The organism is Planctobacterium sp. AWH2_060, from assembly GCF_056158425.1.
In genome coordinates, this window is record NZ_JBSWTG010000001.1 from 2,178,871 (window position 1) to 2,202,157 (window position 23,287).

The following is a 23,287-nucleotide window of genomic DNA, read 5'->3' on the forward strand; positions in this document are numbered from 1 at the left end:
ACAGAGCCAGTAACACACTATGCCAGTTTTCCATTTCCCTATAGATTTTACCCGATCAAGCGTACGAAACGGGTGATTGACATACACACACTTTATTAAAACTTAAAGCTGGCTCCGGCGAAGAAACGTCTGCCGTTAGAGCTTTGAGTACCACCTACACGATGTCCGTCTGTGGCACGCTCGTAGTAGTTTTCCCAGATCTCATCAGTGATATTCAACGCTTCAAACTTCAGAGTAATGTCTTCAGTGACATTCCAGCTGAACTGCGCATCTAACTGAGATTGCTCGTCGCGATAGCGGTTACCAAACTCAGTCAACGCCAGGAAGTACTCAGAACGGTAGGTATAGTTCAGACGAGCACTATACAAATCATTCTCATAGTAAACCCCAAGGTTGTAGGATTCTTTTGAGTTGTACGGCAAATCAATCAGGGTATCGCCGTCTTTCAGCTCACTCACATCGTTGTAAGTTACGTTGAAATAACCGCCAAAGCCGTTATCCCAGGCGTGTTGTACCTGAACCTCAATACCTTCAACCGTTGCAGTACCTGCGTTGATTGGCGTATTCAGCTGATTGATCATCACACCATTAACTTCTCTGGCGACAATCTTCTCAACAATGATGTCCGAGCGATCTTTTGTAAAGGCAGTTACCGCAAATACAGACGCATCACTGAAATACCACTCCGCACCAATTTCAAAGCTGGTTGCACGCTCAGGATTTAGATTGGGGTTACCGGCACTACCTGAACTGGTTTCTGGTGTCAGGTTATAGGATGCTGACAACTGGAATGGCGAAGGACGCGCAATAGTTTTCCCAGCCGCAGCACGTAATACTACATCGCTGGTTAAATCATAAGATACGTTTACGCTGGGTAACCAGGCAGAATAATCACCCGACAGAGTTACTGGTGCACCAGAGGCCAAATCGTAACCGTGAGAATCCTGGTCAGTGGTAACATAGCGCAGACCGATGTTACCGCGAATGTTTTCATCATCGAAGTTAGCCATAGTGTACAAAGCGGTAATGTCTTCATCGATGGCATAGGAGGCATCGCTCAAGAATACGTTGTCGTTACGGCATAGTTCAGCTTCTCCACCAGTACATTCGGCTACTGCATACAGGGCGTTATACATAGCGTCTTTGTCTGGCATGAAGTATGACGCGGCAACACCATTAGTACTGCTGTGAGACACATTCACCATATCACCAGACCAGAATTCACTTGCTGCACCCAGGCTGCCTTCGCCAACCGGAGCGAGGTTGTTCAGACTAGTGCGGTATCTGTCCTGCTGGAAAGAACGGTCACGTAGTTTAATACCAGATTTAATGCTGTTAATCGCTCCCCAGCTTACGTCGTGGGTATAATCTAATTGCAGATAAGTTTCCTTGTCTTCAGCGATATTGCGCTGATCAAAGATACCGCCTAACCACATTTCGTCACCCGGATTTTGTAACCATGGGCTTGGACCAACAAAATCGATATAGGGGTTAGTACCACCCGGATTGTAGAAATCAAATGCCGCACGCGGATCGGTATGATCTACCCAAAATTCAGTGAAGAAGTCATTGTTTGTGCCCTCACCTACTGTGCGACCAATTTGCCAGTGCAGCTTTCCAGATTCGGTGTTGTAGTTACCTTCAAAATCCAGCACTTCGGTTGAAGCCTCTGAACCATCGCGGAAGATATTGTCGTAGGCCATGTGACGTGCCCAACCTGGACGGTTATCCACGCCGAAAACCTGAAGGCTATCGACTACGGCATCACCATTTACAGTACCGGGGTTTGGATTGTCGCCCATCGCAAATAAGCCGCGAAACGGAATACCAATCAAATTGGAGTTAACATTATCCGCTTTCAGAGTGGAGCTTAAATAATGTAAGGTCATATCCAATTCATCACTAGGGGCCCACTGAGCGGTGATATCATAGCCGATACGTTCACGTTCTTGCTGGAACAATGCCGAGCCCATCCCCCATGGCAACGCACCTTTTTGCGATGCACCTGCCGGAGCTTCAAGCGCAGGCTCTATACGATCAACCGTAGGTCCGAACCAACCAAAGTCTTCGTTAGTTTCGCGGTGCACATTGCGCTCCTGAAAGGAAGCGGATACTAAAACACCGAAAGTTTGGTCGTCGTTTTTCCAGCTGTAAAGGCCAGATAAAGACGGATCGGTTTCTTCAGATAAATCGTTGTATTGCGCTTCAACTGACGCCTGCAGGGTTCCTGCTTCAAGATCTAACGGCTTGCGAGTGCGTAAAATCACCGTACCACCAATAGCACCTTCGTCAATGTCGGCCTGAGCTGACTTGTACACTTCCAGACCCGCTACCATTTCTGAGGCCAGCATCTCAAAGTTAAAGTTACGACCCGCAGCATCCAGTACAAACCATTGCGCAGTACCTACCGCCTGACCATTTAACAATGTCAGGTTGCGATCGGGCTGAATACCACGAATCGTTACCCCTTGCCCCTCACCAAAGTCACGATCAATGGTGATACCCGGAATACGCGACAAAGACTCAGCGACGTTTTTATCCGGAAATTTACCGATGTCCTCTGCATTGATGGCATCAACAATCGCGTTTGAAAAGCGTTTTGCATTGATGTTGGCTTTTTGACTACCTCGAATACCCGTTACTTCGATGGTTTCGACATTATCCGCTGACGCTTCTTGTGCCAGTGCAGGTTGAGCCATCAGACTCAATGCACCTGAAGCGAGAGCGACCTTAATGCCACGAGACAGCCTGGTAAGATTTGTTGTGTTCATTTTCCCAATTTCCTCAGTTTGCCGTTTTGACAACGTTGTCATTTTACTTCAAAAAATTTTGACTCGGTCGTCAGGTTTTCATCATTTTAAGTTCAAAAATGAAATGACAACGTTGTCAATTTCCCGTAACATTAGTCTAACATTTTTTGCAATGCAACCATTTAATTGCTTTTTTTTTAGCTAAGTCGTTACAATCCATTTACAAGAGTGCGTTAAAACTAAGCAATACAAGCCGTTTCAGGGGATTTTTTGAAAGCAACAATAAAAGACGTCGCAAAACTGGCAGGCGTATCGATAAAAACCGTATCCCGAGTGATCAACAAAGAAGACTCGGTTAAACCGGATACAGAGCAAAAGGTACAAGCTGCAATCATTGAGCTGAACTATCAGCCCAACAGTTCAGCGCGAAACCTGGCAGCCACTCAGTCTTTTGCCATCGGGTACATCTATGACAACCCGAATGCCTACTATGTGATAGATATGCAAAACGGTATCCTGAAAGAATGCCTGAGCAACGGCTTTGAGCTGATTATCCACCCCTGTAATGCTTCAGATAAGAACATCGTAGCCGAAGTCAAAGACATGGTGCGTCGTTCACAACTGGCAGGCCTGGTGCTTTCTCCTCCTTTATCGGAAATGCCGGAAGTGCTGGCAGCGCTTGATGAGATAAACATGAATTATGTGCGGATACTGTCGGGTGCCGGGGATAAACAAACCAAAGGCCCCTGTGTATTGGTAAATGACCGCGGTGCCAGTGAAAAAATTACAGAGCATCTTATCGCCATGGCCCACAAGCGCATTGCCTTTATCACCGGGGATAAAGATCACCAATCCACCGATGAACGCCTGCTGGGATATAAAACCGCCCTGAGTAATCATCAGTTACAGGTGGAAGAACAGTTAATCATCGATGGCCACTATTCGTTTGAGGCAGGTGTAGAGGGCGCTAAAGCTCTGTTAAGCCTGGACAATCCACCCACTGCTATATTTGCCTGTAATGATGAAATCGCCGCCGGTGCTTTGTTCGCAGCACGACTGATGAATTTCGATGTGCCAAAAGACGTAGCTATAGCTGGATTTGAGGACAACCCATTCTCTCGTCAAACCTGGCCAAAGCTCACAACAGCCGCACAGCCCACCAGTTTGATCGCACGCAAAGCCACTTCGCTGTTAATTCGCAGTATAAAAAATAAGCGCAAGGGCGATAAAGAAGATATTCACAATCAATATTTTGAACCGGAGTTAGTGGTGCGTGAGTCTACGCATCTGATTAATTAGTATGGCAAATTCAATAATAATTGTAGGTGGCGGTACGGCCGGATGGATGACTGCACTATATCTGGCCCACAAACTCTCCAGTAAAGTCAATATCTCTCTGGTGGAATCTCAGGACATTGGCACAGTGGGAGTGGGAGAAGGCTCAACGCCTTATCTGAAACAGTTTTTCGAACAATTGGATATTGCTGAACAAGAGTGGATGCAGGCCACCGACGCCACCTATAAATCCGGTATTCGCTTTGATGACTGGAGCCTTGAATACGGTTGCCAGAGCTATTTCCACCCGTTTTTTAACGAGTTTGATAAAAAGCCAGCAGAAATGTTTTTCTACAACTGTGGCCTGCGCCGCAGAGGCTTTGATGCCGACGCCAACCCGGACAACTATTTTACGGCGGCCTACATTGCAGAACAGTTCAAAAGGCCGGTATTGCTAAAACCACAAGACACATACGTAGATTATGCCTACCACTTTGATGCCACCAAACTGGGACACTTTTTACGAGATAAAGCCAAAGCCAAAGGGGTAAAACATCATGTGGCTAACGTCACCAGTGTTGGCACCGACTCTGCCGGACAAATTAAAAGTATCATGACCGACACTGGACTGAAACTGGCCGGTAACCTTTTTATCGACTGTTCCGGTTTTAAGTCTTTATTGACCCAAAAAACCTTAAAGCGAGAATTTACAAGTTACCAGGACACCCTGTTCAACGATGCCGCTGTAGCCATTCAAACTCCGCCAGAATCGCCTCATAAGTTTAAGACACAAACCCGCTCAAAGGCCCTTAAAAATGGCTGGATGTGGCAAATTCCCTTAACCAGTCGCTGGGGCAATGGTTATGTCTACAGCTCTCGCCACACCACCGCGTTAGATGCTGAAAACGAACTGAAAGCAGAGTTGGGAATTGCCCCCGATGCCGATGTCCAAGTGAAACACCTAAAGATGAAAGTGGGTAGAGTAACTCAACATTGGTCCGGTAACTGTATCGCAATCGGCTTATCACAGGGGTTTATTGAACCACTGGAAGCTACAGCTCTGATGCTGGTGCAGTTTGCGATACAAAATCTGTCGGAAATTCTGGAAACCGGAAATTTCTCCAATGTCGACATCCGAAATTACAATGATGAAATGAATCGCCTGTTTGATGGCGTCAAAGATTATGTGTCTCTGCACTATCTGCTAAATACCCGCAAAGATAGCCAATACTGGCTTGACGCCAGAGGTGAAATAAAGATTTCCGAGACGGTAAAGTTCCTGATCAAAGCCTGGGACAGAGGTGAAGACTTTGAAGCGGCTTTGAAAAAAGTGGAAGGCGAGCTGGTGTATTTGCGCCCTTCCTGGTATTGCATTTTGTCCGGTATGGGTCGCCACCCGGAGCGCTTACAACCCACGCACAAAGCCGGCCCGGTAAAAATATCAAAAGACTATTGTAATCGTATTACGCAAAAGTACTTTAGTGATAATATTGAGCCTTAGTTCGACACATTTCACAGAGTAGAATCATGTCACCAGAAGTCATCGCCGTTTGCCAACAGTTGCTAAAAGAAGGCAAGTCAGTTTCCACCGGCATGTTGAAATCCCGTCTACCGGGTAATACCCCGTTTACGGAAATCGTTAAAGCGGTTCAGTACTGTAAGCAAAACCCGTCTGCCATCACTGAGTTAAAGCCCACCCAAAACAGCGCCCCTAAAAAGAAAGCAAGCTCAGATGCAGAACGGATCCAGCGATTAGAGCAGCGTATCGAAGCACTGGAACAGCGCCTCAACCAACTGGAGAAAGGTCAGTCTTGCTGATAAGGCTCGGGATTAAGCGTGTCGAGAAACTCTGCAAGGTTAGCCGCCAGGATTTCCTGCGGCTCCTTGCCCACCTGCTCCAGCGCGACTTCGCCGGTGGCATTAATGACAGATAAGATAAAGTCTTCTTCATCGGTTACAGCAAAAAACAGGGTTTCAGCCTGGCGCAGGCGACGTTTCATCATCACATGAGCGATTAGATTTTCCTGTAAACGAATAAAATCATCCTGATTCCAGGGCAATAACAGTTGCAGATCACCGCGAGAAGTACTGGCGTTCAGATTATCGCCGAAATAGCGACAGTAAAAACACTCCAGTTGCCTGTCTGCCTGCAAACCCAGACCATCCATCAGACCGCTTAAATCGTTATTTTGGTTTTGCAGAACCGGCTGCCAATTTACCCATCCATCATCGTTTGGCGCACCAGATTCCGCCGGGGATGGCCACTGCTCATCTTTTTCAATCAGCAGCCTATGTTTTTCCTGCTCCTGAAATTGCAGCCACCGGTTAATAAAATTATCGAAAGAATTGCTGATGTCTGTTGTCATTCCTGAGTCACAATCTTAAAATTACAAGATAAGTGAGAAGATTAACAAATAATGAAACAAAATCCCTACCAAGATTCGCTGAACAACCTGTCTTTAGGTAAAAGCGTTGCATACCCAGACAGCTATGATGCCAATATTTTACAGCCGGTAGCCCGGAGTCTGAACCGTGAGCCACTTGGCATCACCGAAACATTACCCTTCAAAGGTGAAGACCTTTGGAATGGTTATGAGTTTTCCTGGTTAAACCCCAAAGGTAAACCTGTAGTGGCCCTGCTGGAATGTAAGGTCCCGGCTACTTCACCAAATATCATCGAATCAAAATCCTTTAAGCTGTACCTTAACGGTTTCAATCAAAGCCGTTTTGAATCACAAGAGCAAGTATTGGCACTGCTGGAACAAGATCTCAGTGCTACGGCAGGTTGCAAGATTGCGGTGACACTCAATAGCCTGGCCGCAGACAATTTGCCGGTTGTGGAACTAGACGCAGAATGTATTGATGATCTGGATGTGGAGATAACCACTTACCAACCTGACAGCAAGCTGCTCCAGGTCGATGTTAAACAAAATGTGGAACGCAAGCTGGTTAGCCATTTGTTAAAATCCAACTGTTTAATTACCAATCAACCGGACTGGGGCAGCGTCTTCATTCACTACAAAGGCCCAAAAATCGATGAAGCCTCTCTATTGAAATACATTATCTCCTTCAGAGAGCACAATGAATTTCACGAACAGTGTGTTGAGCGGATATTTTGCGACTTGATGGCACAATGCCAACCTGAAGAGCTTTCGGTTTTAGCCAGATATACCCGCCGTGGAGGTTTGGATATCAACCCATTTCGCAGCACAGAGCACAATGAAATGGACAATTTCAGACTGATTCGGCAATAAATAGTGACATTATCGCCGGGCAATATCTGTCCAGATAATCAATTTTGTGCTAACAATAGGTAATCAGGGATTTTTGTTGCCTCCAGACAGGGAGCAATACTTGGGGACACAAGTATAAACAGCATCGGTTTATTACTTCTGTGAAAAATAATCTCCTGAAGTAGTACGGGAAAAAAAGTGGAAAACCAGCAAAAGCAAATTAAGCTGCTGAAACATCAGGTCGCAAATTTAAGCGAGTTCATTATCCGACTTACCAAGGTGTACGACGGCGGCTTTCCTGAAATAGACACAAAGCTACATACCTTAAGGAATCATTTAAAGTCTTCCTCTAACTGGCTGCACGCTGAAAACACCATCAGTGATTTAACCGGTCCGGTTCTAAAGCACGCGGATGCATTGCGCTCCTTTAACCACGAGACCATCAGCCAACTTGAGACTTTTGCTAATCATTTGCTACACAGTGACGCAACCGATGTCGAATTTAAACAACTGGTCAACGACTACATCAGCGAATTAAACGGCAGCACCCATAATATTGATTTTATCGCCGCGCGCTTAAAGCAAGGTATTACCCTGTTTAACAAGTTGGTAGATAAAGAGTCGGAAGAAACTGATAGCAGTGTTCTTAGTGACGACGAGATAACCCGACAATTACACGATAAGATTTGTCTGGAATTTAAAGAGCTGATTAATCAGTTACTGTCTACCACACCAGATGATCAGACATTAAAAGATATTGCATTGCAACTAAACAGCGGTCTCAGTCGTCAGGAATTGATGCAATGCTGCCTGGTAGTTTTGCGAACGCTGACCGACGAGTTGTTGCACGAGCGCAAACAGGCCGAACGCTATGTAGTGGGCCTGCAAAAGTCTCTGATTGGCGTGGGTAAAAAAGTAGAGAATTCTATTCTTGCCTCAAAAGAACAGTATCAGATAAAACTAGATCATTCCCGTGAACTGCGCGCGCAGATTGGTGATTTTGGCATCGAAGTGCACAATGCCATTGACCTGGCAATTTTAAAGCAACAGGCCAATGAGATGTTGGATAAAATGGCGTCAACGCTGACCAAAAGAGAAACCGCCGATAAAGAAGAGCAAGTGTCTCTAATGGAATTGTTATCTGGCCTGAAATCGCAATTATCCACACTGGAAAGAGAAACCGAATCCTATAAACAACGTTTGCTGGAACAAAAATATCACAGCTATCGCGACTCCTTAACCCAGGTACCCAACAGAAACGCCTATAACGAACGAGTAGAATTAGAATTTCGCCGCTGGAAGCGACATCAGCACCCGCTGTGCCTTGCGGTACTGGATATTGATCACTTTAAAAATATCAACGACAACTTTGGTCACTCTGCCGGAGATAAAACCCTACAGGTCATAGCCAAAAACATAAGTAGGTGCTTACGTACTACCGACTTTTTTGCGCGTTGGGGAGGAGAAGAGTTTGTAATGCTATTACCGCAAACTCCGATAGACCAAATTCGAAAACCCCTTGAAACCGTGCGTAAGCAAATTCAAAAGATCCCATTCAAATTCAGAGATCGCGCGGTCACAATCACAGCGTCAATCGGCGCCACCGATTTCGTGTCAGGTGACTCAATCGCTACCGTTTTTGAACGTGCCGACAAAGCATTGTACGAAGCAAAAAATAGTGGCCGAAATTGCTGTATCATCATCGAAGGATAAAAATGAATTCAATTCAGTTAAATGCCCTTGGCCCTATGAGCCAGTTATCCCAATTGGAAGTAGATCGTCTTAACTTCACCAATAACAGAGAGTTACATACTTTATTCAGAAATTGTTGTCTGGCAGTACTCAACAGTGGTGCAGAGATAGATGATTTCAAACAAATGTTCGAACCTTACAAGGATTTTGAAGTCAATCTTATTCGCCGTGAGCGCGGTGTAAAAATTGAGTTGATTAATCCTCCGCAGCTGGCCTTTGTGGACGGTCATCTGATTCAGGGCGTGCATGAGCACCTGTTCGCCGTGTTACGTGATTTGTTATACATGGGTGCCAAACTGGAAAGTCACGAACTGGACTTTACCGACTCTTCACATGTTACCCACGCGGTATTTGATATGTTGCGCAACGCCAGAGCCCTGCCCTCAACTAATGAGCCGAACATGGTGGTGTGCTGGGGTGGTCACTCTATCGGGGATATTGAATACAAGTACACCAAAGAAGTAGGCTATCAGTTGGGATTACGAGGACAAAACATTTGTACCGGTTGTGGCCCTGGCGCCATGAAAGGCCCCATGAAAGGTGCCACCATTGGTCATGCCAAACAACGTATTACCACCGGGCGTTACCTGGGACTAACTGAGCCCAGCATTATTGCCGCAGAACCACCGAACCCTATTGTGGATGAGTTGGTAATTATGCCGGACATTGAAAAGCGCCTGGAAGCCTTCGTCAGAATGGCCCACGCCATAGTGATCTTCCCCGGTGGCGTAGGTACATCTGAAGAGCTCTTGTATCTGCTGGGCATTATGCTGCATGAAAAAAACAAGCAACAGGTGTTGCCTATTGTTTTAACGGGTCCGAAGGAAAGCGCCGGTTATTTCGAAGCCATAGATAATTTTGTGGCAAAAACCTTAGGGCCGGAAGCACAATCTCTGTACAGAATTATCGTTGATGATCCAGTGGAAGTGGCCCGTTATATTAAAGAGCAGCAAGCCAATGTTAAGGAGTTTCGCAAGAATATCGGTGACTCTTACCATTTTAACTGGGCATTAAAAATCGAACCTGAGTTCCAGCAACCCTTTGTGCCCAATCACGCCAACATGGCATCGCTGGATTTGCATTACGATCAACCCAAAGCCTCTCTGGCTGCAGCGCTAAGAAGGGCTTTTTCAGGGATTGTGGCGGGCAACGTCAAAGCCGAAGGCGTAGCCGAAATTGAGAAACACGGTCCATTTAAACTCAATGGCGATAAGACCTTAATGGACATGATTGATAAATTGCTGATTTCTTTTGTGCAACAACACCGAATGAAGATCCCCGGTGGAGATCCATACGTGCCTTGCTATCAGGTGGTAGCTGAATAACGGGGCACCGGGTTTAACGGTACGAAATGCACGATTAATAACGTTCATTTCGTACTGAAATTTGGGTAAAATCTCAACTGAATAAGAAACTAAGGGTATTACATGGCGAACAAAATCATTAAAGGTGTCGGAGTGGGGTTAGCAGTCTATGCCGCTTTCGGTATTGGAGTGATTATGTATTATCCCGACAAGCCAGAAACCATGGGCTGGGAAGATCGCCAGGACTTTAACAAGGTGCAGATAGAAAAAATATCTGAAACCAAGCTGGAAAAAGGCTATTCACACAAAGAAATTCTCACCATGCTGGGTGGTCCTGATATCAGTGAAGCCAAGATGTCCGGTGACGACAAAATTCAGGTGATGTATTACCGCACTCAACACAAGCGAGCCGACGGCATCACATCACAGGACGAATGTACTCCGCTCTTGTTTAAAAATGATAAGTTGGTAGCCTTAGGAGAAACAGCAGAAAAACAATTTGAGAATGAGTACTGAGGCAAAAGAGACTGACACGCCAGCAAACACGGAACCCGTTTCTCAGGTTATATCGGCTTTATACAAAAACCTCATCAGACTCAATACTCTTTATGAAAAACAACCTGTATCTGCGCAACATATTGAGCAAACAGAAAAATTAGCAGAACGAGTCCTTGAGGCATTAATCGCCTCGCCGAACCCGGTGCTGGCTCAAATGCATTTCAATAAGTCGAACCTGCCTTACTTTTTTAATTTTCAGTTTAACTGCATTGTTTTTGGCGCGCTGTTGCTACTAAGGAACAATATTAATCTGACTACCGCACAACAAATACTAAGCGGAATTATCACCTGGAGCATCACTGCTAAACCGCAAATAAGCGGTGAACACACGAGATCTGAAGCAAGCCAACAACAAAAAACCAAAGCACAAACCATCAGGGTACTTAATCACTACCAGCGTCAAATTTGGGTTTCACTGCTCACCGCAATCAAGGCCAATGACTTTGCAAAGCTGGGAAGCATTGTGCAGCGCAGAAATACCGTCGTACCACTGGCAAACTACCAGCTTTTATCCCTGTATTTTTCATGGTTACTCACCCGCAAGCCAGAAAAGCCCGGATTAAGCTACAGCAATGCATTGCAAAAGCTGGTGCAGAGCTGTCAAAGTTTTGCGCAGGGGCTACTCGAACCCTTACTGGAGTACCCGGGCCTGATATTACCTGGCAGTGCTCTTACCATCAGTGGCAAACAAAATGTACTTTATCTGGGTAAGCACCAGAGCGAACTGTATACCCTGGCCTATAACACTGCTGAAAAACGCTACAGTGACGATATCAGCGTTATCAGTGAAGCTCAGATTCAAAAAATAGCCCCCCCTATCAACCTGAATCAAATCAAATTGGTGGAAAAGTGGTGGGGTTCACAATGGATAGAAGTTCAAGCTCTTAATCAAAGTACAGACAGTCGTAAACTTTACCCTAAAGGGTTCAGACCGGATCGGCCTCCGGAGTCTCTGGTGGACATTATTGAGCATCTCAATGAGCAAGACATTGAAGTAGATACTCTGATTGAATTAATCCAAAACGAAACCAGTTTTGTGGACCATATTCAGTTAACCGCGACTCAGCAGTCCAGAGCAAACATTAAGATCAACAGTGTAAAGCATGGGCTGTTAATGAACGGCTTTGAACGAACCCGAAGTGTGTTGGTTGAGCGTGCCCTGACTACGCGGCTGGCACAACACCAGTTTCCCTTGCAAGATGTCATCTATCAGTTTGTGAAACTATGGGCAGCATTTGCCGCCTCACTGGCGCAATATCACCCCAAGCTTTTACCGGAGCAAGCCAGCTGCTGGGTTTATTTTGCCGCCTCCGGGCTGTTTACCCACGCCGAACTAAAACTGAAACAGAACTGGCAGTTTATTGATAATGATGCGCAGCGCGACAATCACAGGATAAAACTCAAAGAACCCCAGCTTTTATGGCAGCACGCTTATAAACTGGCGGTATGCTGGGCTCAGGACAAAGAGCTCAAGGATGCTCTAAGAGACATGCCTGCTAAACAGCCATTACCACCAACCGCGCCCCGGACTATTGCTCACACTTTATTAAATCTCAGCTTAAATCTGGCCACATCAATATTCTTTAAAGGGGAAGTTCCTAAATACGATTCTGATGAATATTTACAACAATATTGCCAGAAACTTCGGATAGAGCCAGCAGAATACCCTAAAATAGTGGAAGAAACGGTGAAAAATTCCCACACCTACTGGCCTATATGCAATAAGTGTGTCTATGAAAATGGCTAAATACTCAAAAAAGTGGTATAAATACGCCGATTTATTCATTTCAAATTTCGTCAGTTTTAAGTCTACACTTCAAGTAGCTTAACCTTAGTTAATCGGGAAAAATTAAATGACGCAACGAATTACTGTTATTCGCGGTGACGGTATTGGTCCGGATATCGTTGATGCCACCATTCAGGTTTTAGAAAAATTAGGCTGTGACTTCACCTATGACTACGCCGATGCGGGTCTCATGGCTCTGGAAAACCACGGCGAATTGCTGCCGCAGGAAACCCTGGACCTGATCGCTAAAAACAAGGTCACTCTTAAAGGTCCATTGACTACGCCAGTTGGTGAAGGTTTTACCTCAATCAATGTAAGTTTACGCAAGCAGTTTAATCTTTACGCCAATGTTCGCCCAGTTCGTTCTTTCAAGGGTACCAAAGCCCGTTATGAAGACATCGATATCATTACCATTCGCGAAAACACCGAAGGTATGTATTCTGGTTTGGGTCAGGTGGTTTCTGCAGATGGCTCTGAAGCTGAAGCCATGAGCAAAATCACCCGCAAGGGCGCAGAGCAAATTGTACGTTTTGCCTATGAACTGGCTCGTCGTGAAGGCCGTAAGAAGGTAACCGCAGTACACAAGGCTAACATTCTTAAATCCACATCCGGTTTGTTCCTGAAAGTGGCCAGAGAAATTGGCGAGCAATACCCAGACATCGAATCAGCAGAGATGATCGTCGATAACACCTGTATGCAACTGGTAATGAACCCGCATCAGTTTGATGTAATGGTCACTACCAACCTGTTTGGTGACATTCTGTCCGACTTGTGTGCTGGTCTTGTCGGTGGTTTAGGTATGGCTCCTGGAGCCAACATTGGCCAGGATTGCGCTATTTTTGAAGCCGTACATGGTTCTGCACCGGATATCGCCGGTAAAAACCTGGCAAACCCCACTTCTGTGATGTTAGCTGCAACACAAATGCTGGATTACCTTGAAATGGGTGATAAAGCAGAGAAGCTGCGTAACGCATTGAAAGAAGTGATTGAAACTGGTGATCGCACAACACGTGACCTTGGTGGTAGCCATGGCACTACAGACTTCACTCAGGCGGTGTTAGACCGAGTCTAAGCGTCTAAATACGTGACCAAAAAAGGCCAGCTTGTAACTATTTACAATGCTGGCTTTTTTATATTTCAGGCAAGTCGAGAACTGAAGGTCCATAGCTCATCAGAAGAACTTCTCAGTATTACGCCATACCTTCATTCAATAAATTCTATTCTTCCAGCCATTTTAAAAACTTGTGTTCACAGGGCAAGAAACGATTTTTGAGCAACACTCGGACAAAGCCTGACCTAACAGAAGCCATAATCGCACCAGTTTGATTTCATCTTAAAATATCTTAGTTAAGGTGCTACAGCCCCTTGCCAGACTCTCTTATAAGTCGATATTTTTTTCGACACAGATCTCTAATTTAACCGACATTGTTTAGTTGAAATCATTGTCGGGGCGCCGACTGCGCCTTAAGGTGACCGGGCTGCTGACTGACGCGCAAAAGCATTAGCTGCGCAATCATAACAACGACGACCATTCATACTATATTGAATAACCAGTCGTTGTAATGTTCGAAGTCCGGTCAAATCAGGCCCATTCGCGAGATAAGGCTAAAGTGCAGAAAAACCGGAAGATTGGCTGTAGGTTCGAATTCATTCGAACAACGATGGTTGAATTTGGTAGCGGTGTCTGAATAAATTCTCACCTATAAGGGTTTGACTTGAGCTACATGGACGTAGTGAATGCCGATTTTGCAGGAGCAAAAATCGGCCAGTCAAACAACGGTGGTTGATTCAGTTTGCTTTGTCGAACTGAAGTTCGACCTACAGACTTATGTTTTCTGGCGCCATGGGCAAAAGGGGGTTTTAGGAAGAAAAATCGTATCAGAGCGCCACGCTGTCCATGTGATACAGCTATAAAATTCTGACACTATCGTTTTAAATGACGATTTTTTGCTCCTGCAAAAACTGTACTTTAGTACAGTTGAACCTTGGCCCGAAAAAGCGTGTAATTTTCTCCGAAGACTGACTAAGCAGTCTTCACTATGGAATCTAATCTTAAGGAGAAATTTATGAAAAACTTTTTCAAACAAGCCACCAGCCTGGTACTACTCACCGGCGCAATGTTAGCAAACCCCGCTATGGCAGCCACTGACTCTGAAGCTCAGACTTCAGCATCTGTTCAACAGGAGTTGCAGGTCAACTTAAATACCGCCAGCGTCGAACAGCTACAGGCTCTGCCGGGTATCGGTCAAAAGAAAGCTCAGGCTATTGTGGATTATCGCAATCAACATGGTGAGTTTTTGATTACTGAAGATATTCAGAATGTTAAAGGCATTGGTGAGAAGGCTTATCAACGTCTTGAAACGCTGATTAAGGTGTAGATGAGTTGCGCGCCCTATGGCGCGCATCTTTAAATATTTTTAATCACAAGCCAGCGTAGCCAGAAACTGTTTAAACTCTGCCGCCAACTCAGGATGTCTCAAGGCGTACTCAACATTGGCCTTCATGTAGCCCATTTTACTACCACAATCATGGCTCTTGCCTTTCATAAAATAAGCTTCTACTGTCTGCTGTTCCATCAAAGCGGCTATGGCATCAGTCAGTTGAATCTCGCCACCAGCCCCAGGTGGAGTGCGCTCCAATTGTTGCCAAATTTCAGCAGGCAGTACATAGCGACCCACGATGGCCAGATTTGAGGGTTCTTCCCCTTTAGGCGGTTTTTCCACCATCTGGGTAATTTTTGCGTTTTGGCCTTCTTGCAAGTCCACACCATCGAGATCCACAACCCCAAACTTGTGTACTTCTTCCTGCGGCACAGCCTCTACCATAATTTGGCTAGCGTCTGTTTCTTCAAAGCGCTTAACCATGTCAGCCAGATTATCCACGCGCAGGTCGCTGCAGGCTTCATCGATAATAACATCCGGTAAAACCACGGCAAATGGCGCATCCCCCACCAAAGGTTTAGCGCAAAGAATCGCATGGCCCAAGCCTTTGGCATGGCCTTGCCTGACATGCATAATAGTCACACCCGGTGGGCAAATGGATTGCACATCGGCCAGCAACTGACGTTTAACCCGTTGCTCCAGTGTCGCTTCCAGTTCAAAACTGGTGTCAAAGTGGTTTTCGATGCTGTTCTTACTGGCGTGAGTCACCAACACAATATCTTTGATGCCCGCCTGAACACATTCATTCACTACATATTGAATGAGTGGTTTGTCCACAATGGGCAGCATTTCTTTTGGAATCGCCTTTGTGGCAGGCAACATTCGAGTGCCTAACCCAGCCACGGGAATTACGGCTTTGGTCACTTTAGTCATACTAGCTAAACCTTTTAACTGATTTTCCTCTGCCGATGGCGTAATAATCTATACCCTGTGCTGCCATAGATTCTGGATCGTACAGATTGCGTCCATCAAAGATAACAGGCTGTTTTAAGCCTCTTTTAATCTGTTTAAAATCAGGGGCTTTAAACATCTTCCATTCAGTGCAAATCATTAGGCCATCGGTACCTTGCAACGCTTCCATCGAATCCTCAAATGTGATGAGTCTTTCAGGTGAACCTAACTTAGATTTCAGGGCTTCATTAGCAATGGGATCAAACAAATGAATAGTTGCTCCCTTTTCCAACAATGCGGCCATAGCCACCAGGCTTGGTGCTTCCCTGATATCGTCGGTATTAGGTTTAAACGTGCCTCCCCATACAGCAATAGCCATGCCAGAGAGGTTTTCGCCATAGTGACGATACACCATTTCTTCCAGCTTAACCTTTTGTCTGGCATTAACCGCTTCAACACTTTGCAAAATCTGAGGTGAGTGGCCATGATCCATAGCCGTCCTGATTAAGGCGTTGACATCCTTAGGAAAGCAAGAGCCTCCATAACCACAGCCGGGATAAATAAAATGATAACCAATGCGGGGATCAGAGCCGATACCGTTGCGCACCATTTCAATGTCGGCGCCAACCTGCTCGGCAATATTGGCCATTTCATTCATGAAGCTGATCTTAGTGGCTAACATGCAGTTTGCAGCATATTTGGTCAACTCTGCACTACGACGATCCATTACGATGGTTCTTTTGTGATTTCGATTGAATGGTGCATAAAGATTGTGCATAACATCCAACGCTCTTGCACTATCAGAGCCCAAAATAATGCGATCCGGCTTAGAGCAGTCTGCAATGGCCGCGCCTTCTTTTAAGAATTCCGGGTTTGAAACCACATCGAATTCAATACCCGCATCGCGATCCTGTAATTGAGCAGCAATTGCTTGTTCCACTTTATCTCCGGTTCCCACCGGTACTGTGGATTTATTGACAATCACAGAGTAGTCAGTCAGATTTTGACCGACAGTTTGTGCCACCTTGAGCACATATTGCAGATCAGCAGAGCCATCTTCATCCATCGGTGTACCGACAGCAATAAAAATCACTTCCGCCCCATCCACAGCTTCTTTGGCATTCGTCGTAAAATACAGACGTTTACCTCGATAATTATCTTTCACCATCGGCTCAAGACCGGGCTCATAGATAGGAATAATGCCTTGCTTTAAGGCATCTACCTTGTTTTGGTCAATATCCACACAGGTTACCGTATTCCCTAAATCGGCTAATACCGCCGCCTGCACTAATCCAACATACCCAATACCAAATACGGTAACTTTCATTTTAAACCCTTACGATATTTCTACTTTCAAACTTTCGACGGTTTTCTTGCTCGAATAGGGGATCATCCCCGCATCATCAGCGTAACCGACCGCAATTAGCATGATAACTCTCTGCTCTGATTGTAGTTTAAGTTTATTAACGATTTGTTGCTCTCTTACTTCGACATCAGGCCAATTAATGGGACAGGAACTTAAGCCCATGGTTTCGAATGCCAGCATAAGCTGCATCGCAGATAATGAGCCATCAATATAAATTAGGTGTCTGTCTCGCTCGAAGGGATAAGCTGATAAATCCCCCACCACAGCAATTAACATTGGAATGTTATGGGCGAATCCCCCTGTCCCACCGGCCATTTTGGCAATATCTACCGCTGTGTCTTTGCTGGGTGCGACATAAAAGCTAAATGGCTGTCGATTACAGGCGCTGGGAGCCAAAGAAGCAAGCTCTATAGCTTTGTTTACTTTTTCAGTTTCTACCGTTTTATCTTTGTACCAACGCGTTGAGCGTCTTTGCAAAAACAATTGATATAATTGCTCAGTAGTAATATTGGTTCTGCTTCTGTTGACATGAGTGTAGGGGATGTAAGCTTTAGAATCCTGCCCTTCAATATCACTAAATGCTTTTCTGGCCCGCTTAATTGGTGCGGTATCCGTCACAGCATTAAAATAGGCATCCAATACATCGTGGGCCCAGGCTTTCTCCTCTTCACAGAAGGCATTGGCGCTGCACATGCCTTTATACGCGCGAACAGTTTCTTCGATATAATTCGCTGCAAAAGTCGACTTCCTGGGCTGCATAATCAGTCCCTTCTCAAGCCGGTGAACATTTCGCCTTAGCAAGGCACTACTGCCCATATCAAACATTTGATGGGATTTGTGATACCGGATTTTACCTTTTAATACTGATTGGCATTCCCTTCCAAATTCAGACGAAAAAAAAGCGTAATAAATTCTGCTCATCACCTTACTAGACGCAAAGAATTTATAGCTAATCAGCTTCAGTGATAAAATAAATGACTTAATCTGATAAATCTGCTGCGCAGATAAAAGATTTCGTAGTAGTGCTTTCATTGCTATTTATTCCATAATAATGGCTTATGCGAAACGTTTCTTAGCATTGAGTAAAAATCGAAAGGAAGAAGCCAGCCCAAGTCGTGCTAATAACAATTTCAGGCGTAATTTGAAGTCTTTTCCGCCAAGGGCAGTTATTGTCTGATAGGCTTTTAATGCTTCTAGTGACTGTCCTAACATCATGTAATAATCGCCAAGGGCAGCGTTTAACTTTTGGCTGCCGGAAATCGCCTGTTGTGAGGAGGGGTTCAAATAGAACTTATCCAGAATACGACGCGCTCCTGCAACCTTTTTGGAAAAATTAAAGGTTATACCTGCATCAGAAAGTTGATATTCCAGGAGATATTCCGGCAATACCTCAGCTCTAAAAGTTGAGGACATTCTAAGCATGAGATCCAGGTCCTGGTAGCTTGCCAAATCGGGATCAAACCCCCCAACCTCATTGAAATACTGCTTTGCAACTATAATCGCTGAACAGGATACTCCCATCGCCGACTGCAAAAAATGCCCATAAAAGTCTGTTTTTACATCAAAATCAAAGTGGGTCACTCTATCACGATAGGTCTGTTTAATATTGTGAATCAATAATCCTAAATCCGGTTTGCCCTGAAACTGAGAAAGACAGAGCTTTAACTTGTCAGTGTGCCACATATCATCATCATCAAGGAAAGCAATAACAGGGGCACGGGCAGCGCTTACTCCCGTATTTCTCGCAATACAGGCACCAGAATTTTTGGGTAATTCGATATATTGCACCCGGGGATCGGATACCTTTGCCAGCAATTGACGTGTAATCGTTCGGTTTTCAGATTCAGGAGGATTGTCATCTACCACCAGCAACTCCCAGTTTTGAAATGATTGCTGCAGCACAGTATTAATGGACACCATCAATGAATCTGGTCTGCCGTAGGTGGGCACAACTACGGCAATTTCAGGAGTCTTAGTCAATTGAGAACGCCTCATCAAAGAGTGTTCCCAGCTTTAACCGTTGAGCGTTATCAGCAATATTTTTTGACTCGAGTTCAACGTTTTCAATCAAGCTTTGTAGCGAAGAAATGATATTCTCAGTAGCCATGTTTTCTCTGACATCAAAACAATATTGCTGCTGTCCGAAATGGTGCGTCAACTCCTGATATTTAATTGCCCAACCCAATACAAGACAAGGCTTTTGACATTTATAAGCATGAACCACTGCGTGATAGCGGGAGGCAATTAAGAATTGAGACTGATTAATAATCGCGGTCAATTCCAGGGAATTAAAATCGTTTTCCAATGCCACTACGCTATCATTATCAGCATACATCACCTTTAATTGCCTGATAATATCGAGATCTTCAAAAGAGTGACGTAACAAATAGACGGTTTTATTAGCGGCTAACAGCTTATCAATGATACTGCGATACAGCTCTGGCAATGCATTGCCTTTGTTTTTAACATACACCTTTTGGTTAGGCACAATACATACCGAGTCCTTCGTGAGAACCGGTAACTCATTGTTCTGTGAGCCATTAAACACTAACTCGTCTTGCAACTTCGAGGTTTGCAAAACTGTATCCAATGCCACTGACACATTATTTTCGATACCAAGAGACTTTAAGTGTTTTTGTCCATCAACTTCGCGAGCAAAGATTTTCACGGGATAGCTCATGAGCTTCTTGATGAAATGCACTAATACAGAGGACAGCGGACCTTCGAATTCAAATGGACCAAATGATTGAGGAAACAGAATGGTTTTTATACCGAACTTTTTGAAAAAGTATAAATTGGTGAGGTAATCTACAATTCTTGCTTTACCGAATTGTGAAGACAAACAAAAACCGCTCACATCAATTGCAAGATCCGCATTTTTCACCTGCTTCCACATCTCGTTTTCTTGTTCTGATGTAAAATACTTGTTTTTAATAAACAGGCTTAGCAAAGGAAACTTTCTGAGTTTCATGCGTAAATCCCAGGGCAGGATGGAAAAGCGATAACCTTTTAGTTCCCCTTCGTCTCTTCTGGCGTCCGGTGCCGACAACAGCGCAATTTCAGCCTTTGGGTATCGCTTTCTTACTTCACTCACCACAGATAGCGTCATCGACTGAGCGCCTTTATTAAATAGTTCCCCACCTGATATGATTACTTTCATGAATCTAAAGAGTTCCTGTCTTGTCCAGAGAAAAATGCGCTATTCTATAGCGGCCACCATTAATTGTCATGGTGTAAAACGTTTAAGACCCAGATTTATTCAACTGAAGTTGACACTGTTCAATTATTTTGGAATTTAGCTGTTCAGCAAAGCGAAATGGCTGCTTTCTGTATGGTGCCGGTTTAAATGTCTGTAGCTGCCTTAGACTGTTATTTAAAGTGATAAGATCGAGGTGCTTAATGCCAATGGCAAAGTCATTCTCTGAGACATACCTGGCTAGCTCTATTTGGTGGGAGTCTTTGCGTTCCAGATTTGCCACAATAATAGATGACTTTCCCAATTCAAGCAGTTTAAAAACATTGCCGGCACCGGCGTGGCTGATGACGGCATCAGCACTAATCAATTTATCCTCAAAGTTATCGGTAAATCGAAAATGTTGATACTTTTTAGGAACATAACTACCATTAGCAATCTGACACTCAATATCTATATGTTCCGGTATCTCGCAGTTATCTAAGGTTTCAAATAACGAATTAAACGCTGTAGTACCCACAGTCACGAGTAATTTCATTACAGACGCCCGCAATATTTTGCATCAGGATACAAGGACAACAGCTCCTCGTTTTGCACCCAAAAGTCGGTCGCGAGTTTTTCCATAAACTTACCTGTCAGAGACTTCGAATAAAACCGGCAACAGGTCTCCACATGCAAGACCTGTATTCCTTTAAACCTCGCGTATAGTGACACTGGAATTGCTAATCCGGGACCAGTGGTGATCACAAAGCGTACGTTATTCCGGGCAAATACTTGATACAATTGTCTAAACAGGACCCACAAGCTTTTAACAAGCGAAAAAATTCTAATCCCTTTCTGCTTATCACGAACTTCAGTGACGTTATACCGGACAATATCTGAATGAATATCTTTTGCGCCAGCTTCAGTTATCGCCACAAGTGACAATTCTGAAAATAAACCATCTGACAAATTGTCCAACAAACGGCGCATTTCTTCTGCATGTCCGCCTTCACCATACACTAACAATAAAGCGGGGGATTGAAACGATTTCATTATTGGAGAATCTCCAACAACTTGCTATTGCTTAGCTGAGCGTCAAACTTCAACGCTGTTTTTCTGGCAGCACCAGAAAGCTCATGATAATCATTAAGTGAAATTGCAGCGCAATGGGAAATACACTCGCATAACGAAGTTGCATCCCCCGACACAAAACCAAAACCGTTGACTTCATGGTGTAAATAATCAGCCATTCCAGCGTTGATAGTCCCAATCACCGGGGTGCCGCATGCCATAGCTTCAAGCCCCACCAAGCCCAAACTTTCCTGCATTTCGGAAGGAAACACCAGAAAATCAAACATACAATAAAATTTGGGTAGTTCAGCTTGCGTTACAGCGCCGTGAAAGGTTACTTTTTCGGAAAGGCCGAGTTCAACAATGCGGTTTTTGAACTCCTGATCACGACTCCCTGTACCTACAAAATGACAATGAAAGTTAATCTGCAATTCTCGCAAAGACTCTATCAATGTCTCAATGCCTTTACCTGAATCCAGCCGTCCAACATAACCAACAACCAGTTGCTTGTGTTGAATGTAGGACGGCTCTTGCTTAAGTGATGTATTAAATTTATCGGTATCTACGCCACCAGATGGGTTTACTTTTATCATGTCGGCCTGAACGTCAAAGGCCTCTATCAATAACTCTTTAAAATAGAGAGATGGCACTATAATCGTCTGCGCTTTACTCAGTGCACGTCTTGAAATCCAAAGCTTAATCTTCCGCACAAATTCAGGTTCATAATCGGCAGGCAATACGTCTCCGCCATGGACGTGAGCCACGACTTTATGGGTTCGAAAAATACTAGCCATTAGCAAAGGGATCGCGGAATGGGCCACATAATGCAAATAAATAACCCTGCGGGTAAGCAACAGCCGTAGAAATGCTGACAGTATATATTTTAAATAAAACCAAACCTTAGCCATATAGCTATCGTGCCTGCCAGCCAAGACAACTCTCTCGACATCGACCCCAGAATTGAGTAAGGAAGTTTCTATATTTTTTACAAACACACCTTGAGTTGGTGTGCGTTGGGTGGGATACATATTTGATAGAATAAGAAACGATTTGGTCATAATTTCATCAATTCGGAAGAACACTTGTTCAATTAATGCAAAGATCCCTATGGAGCGTCCAATAGGAGGAGTATTTAGCCTCTTTCATACGGAATTGTCAATTAGCTTGAAGTCCCGTCGCTTAAATCATAGTCAAGCCAAGGCGAGTGCATAAATGCTTGTTTTTTTAACCACAAAGTCCAAAACTAAACATTTCCTCTAAAAGATAAAGTCAAACTGACTCGCAAATGAGTTTATTTAGGTCGAAGTTTGTTCGAAGTGCTAAACCCTATTTCCCTTTACGCGCAATAAACTGCGACATCAGTTCAAACAACGATGAGAGGTATCAGGGATGATACCTCAATCAATGCCCAGCACATGGATGTGCTGTCATTGATGGTCGTCGTTGTACTGATGGCGAAGTTTATGTTGTTGCGCGTCAGGGGCTGCGGGGGATTCTTAAGGGGGGCGCAGCCCGGTCACCTTAAGGCGCAGTCGGCGCCCCGAAAATGATTTCAATCAAAGGGTAGTGGTTGAAATAGACTGCGGCTTCGAAAAAGTCTATCTATCAGCAAACTCAACTAAGAAGTCTAAAGGCTGGTTGATAGTCCCGCCTCAGTATTGTAATGCAAATCGAATTTATCTAGT

20 protein-coding genes are annotated in these 23,287 nt (G+C 44.6%); 10 read left to right on the plus strand and 10 right to left on the minus strand.

Features of this window, described 5'->3' with window-relative positions:
• Nucleotides 1–95: 95 nt before the first annotated feature.
• Nucleotides 96–2,771: a TonB-dependent receptor gene (locus ACXAD8_RS09270; protein ID WP_475227590.1), complete on the minus strand. Its 2,676-nt coding sequence runs from the start codon at nt 2,769–2,771 to the stop codon at nt 96–98.
• A 249-nt stretch (nt 2,772–3,020) separates the two neighbouring features.
• Between ACXAD8_RS09270 and ACXAD8_RS09275 the strand changes: the two genes are divergently transcribed.
• From ACXAD8_RS09275 to ACXAD8_RS09285, 3 genes are read left to right on the plus strand one after another with little or no spacing between them, the layout of a single operon-like run.
• A complete protein-coding gene (locus tag ACXAD8_RS09275) occupies nt 3,021–4,049 on the plus strand; it encodes a LacI family DNA-binding transcriptional regulator (protein ID WP_475227593.1) in 1,029 nt (342 codons plus the stop codon).
• A 1-nt stretch (nt 4,050) separates the two neighbouring features.
• The gene (locus tag ACXAD8_RS09280) at nt 4,051–5,526 is read left to right on the plus strand and encodes a tryptophan halogenase family protein (RefSeq protein ID WP_475227595.1); all 1,476 of its coding nucleotides are present in this window, start codon (nt 4,051–4,053) and stop codon (nt 5,524–5,526) included.
• Nucleotides 5,527–5,552: 26 nt separating this feature from the next.
• Nucleotides 5,553–5,843 carry a hypothetical protein gene (locus tag ACXAD8_RS09285; RefSeq protein ID WP_475227597.1) on the plus strand — a complete coding sequence of 97 codons (291 nt, stop codon included), beginning with the start codon at nt 5,553–5,555 and terminating at the stop codon, nt 5,841–5,843.
• Here ACXAD8_RS09285 and syd read toward each other — a convergent pair.
• On the minus strand, nt 5,831–6,391 hold the full coding sequence (gene syd / locus ACXAD8_RS09290) for a SecY-interacting protein (RefSeq protein WP_475227599.1): 561 nt from the start codon (nt 6,389–6,391) through the stop codon (nt 5,831–5,833). The two genes, ACXAD8_RS09285 and syd, sit on opposite strands and share 13 nt — an antisense overlap.
• 51 nt (nt 6,392–6,442) lie before the next feature.
• Between syd and queF the strand changes: the two genes are divergently transcribed.
• The 7 genes from queF to ACXAD8_RS09325 all read left to right on the plus strand — a co-directional run bounded on the left by queF (nt 6,443) and on the right by ACXAD8_RS09325 (nt 15,036).
• Nucleotides 6,443–7,279: an NADPH-dependent 7-cyano-7-deazaguanine reductase QueF gene (gene queF, locus ACXAD8_RS09295; protein WP_475227602.1), complete on the plus strand. Its 837-nt coding sequence runs from the start codon at nt 6,443–6,445 to the stop codon at nt 7,277–7,279.
• Between the two features lie 177 nt (nt 7,280–7,456).
• A complete protein-coding gene (locus ACXAD8_RS09300) occupies nt 7,457–8,971 on the plus strand; it encodes a GGDEF domain-containing protein (protein ID WP_475227604.1) in 1,515 nt (504 codons plus the stop codon).
• A gap of 2 nt (nt 8,972–8,973) precedes the next feature.
• A complete protein-coding gene (ppnN, locus tag ACXAD8_RS09305) occupies nt 8,974–10,335 on the plus strand; it encodes a nucleotide 5'-monophosphate nucleosidase PpnN (RefSeq protein ID WP_475227607.1) in 1,362 nt (453 codons plus the stop codon).
• Nucleotides 10,336–10,437: 102 nt separating this feature from the next.
• Entirely contained in the window at nt 10,438–10,830 is a 393-nt protein-coding gene (locus ACXAD8_RS09310) for a DUF3192 domain-containing protein (protein WP_475227608.1), read from the plus strand.
• A complete protein-coding gene (locus tag ACXAD8_RS09315; protein WP_475227611.1) occupies nt 10,820–12,619 on the plus strand; it encodes a hypothetical protein in 1,800 nt (599 codons plus the stop codon). Before ACXAD8_RS09310 ends, ACXAD8_RS09315 begins: the two co-directional genes overlap by 11 nt.
• A gap of 106 nt (nt 12,620–12,725) precedes the next feature.
• Nucleotides 12,726–13,730 (plus strand): isocitrate dehydrogenase, encoded by a 1,005-nt coding sequence (locus ACXAD8_RS09320; RefSeq protein WP_475227612.1) that lies wholly within the window; start codon nt 12,726–12,728, stop codon nt 13,728–13,730.
• Nucleotides 13,731–14,724: 994 nt separating this feature from the next.
• Entirely contained in the window at nt 14,725–15,036 is a 312-nt protein-coding gene (locus ACXAD8_RS09325) for a ComEA family DNA-binding protein (protein ID WP_475227614.1), read from the plus strand.
• A 39-nt stretch (nt 15,037–15,075) separates the two neighbouring features.
• On the opposite strand, the gene galU is transcribed toward ACXAD8_RS09325, so the two are convergent.
• From galU to ACXAD8_RS09365, 8 genes are all read right to left on the minus strand, one after another.
• On the minus strand, nt 15,076–15,972 hold the full coding sequence (gene galU, locus ACXAD8_RS09330) for a UTP--glucose-1-phosphate uridylyltransferase GalU (protein ID WP_475227616.1): 897 nt from the start codon (nt 15,970–15,972) through the stop codon (nt 15,076–15,078).
• A 1-nt stretch (nt 15,973) separates the two neighbouring features.
• The gene (locus ACXAD8_RS09335) at nt 15,974–17,317 is read right to left on the minus strand and encodes a UDP-glucose dehydrogenase family protein (RefSeq protein WP_475227619.1); all 1,344 of its coding nucleotides are present in this window, start codon (nt 17,315–17,317) and stop codon (nt 15,974–15,976) included.
• A gap of 9 nt (nt 17,318–17,326) precedes the next feature.
• Complete coding sequence (locus ACXAD8_RS09340; RefSeq protein ID WP_475227621.1) at nt 17,327–18,115, minus strand: nitroreductase family protein; 789 nt, start codon at nt 18,113–18,115, stop codon at nt 17,327–17,329.
• Nucleotides 18,116–18,412: 297 nt separating this feature from the next.
• Complete coding sequence (locus tag ACXAD8_RS09345; protein ID WP_475227623.1) at nt 18,413–19,336, minus strand: glycosyltransferase family 2 protein; 924 nt, start codon at nt 19,334–19,336, stop codon at nt 18,413–18,415.
• Nucleotides 19,329–20,516, minus strand: coding sequence for a polysaccharide pyruvyl transferase family protein (locus ACXAD8_RS09350; RefSeq protein ID WP_475227625.1), 1,188 nt, complete (start codon nt 20,514–20,516; stop codon nt 19,329–19,331). Before ACXAD8_RS09350 ends, ACXAD8_RS09345 begins: the two co-directional genes overlap by 8 nt.
• 82 nt (nt 20,517–20,598) lie before the next feature.
• Nucleotides 20,599–21,087: a PssE/Cps14G family polysaccharide biosynthesis glycosyltransferase gene (gene pssE, locus ACXAD8_RS09355; protein WP_475227628.1), complete on the minus strand. Its 489-nt coding sequence runs from the start codon at nt 21,085–21,087 to the stop codon at nt 20,599–20,601.
• Entirely contained in the window at nt 21,087–21,584 is a 498-nt protein-coding gene (pssD, locus tag ACXAD8_RS09360) for a PssD/Cps14F family polysaccharide biosynthesis glycosyltransferase (RefSeq protein WP_475227631.1), read from the minus strand. Before pssD ends, pssE begins: the two co-directional genes overlap by 1 nt.
• Nucleotides 21,584–22,660 carry a glycosyltransferase family 4 protein gene (locus tag ACXAD8_RS09365; RefSeq protein ID WP_475227633.1) on the minus strand — a complete coding sequence of 359 codons (1,077 nt, stop codon included), beginning with the start codon at nt 22,658–22,660 and terminating at the stop codon, nt 21,584–21,586. The genes pssD and ACXAD8_RS09365 overlap by 1 nt, the downstream gene beginning before the upstream one ends.
• Between the last annotated feature and the right edge of the window lie 627 nt (nt 22,661–23,287).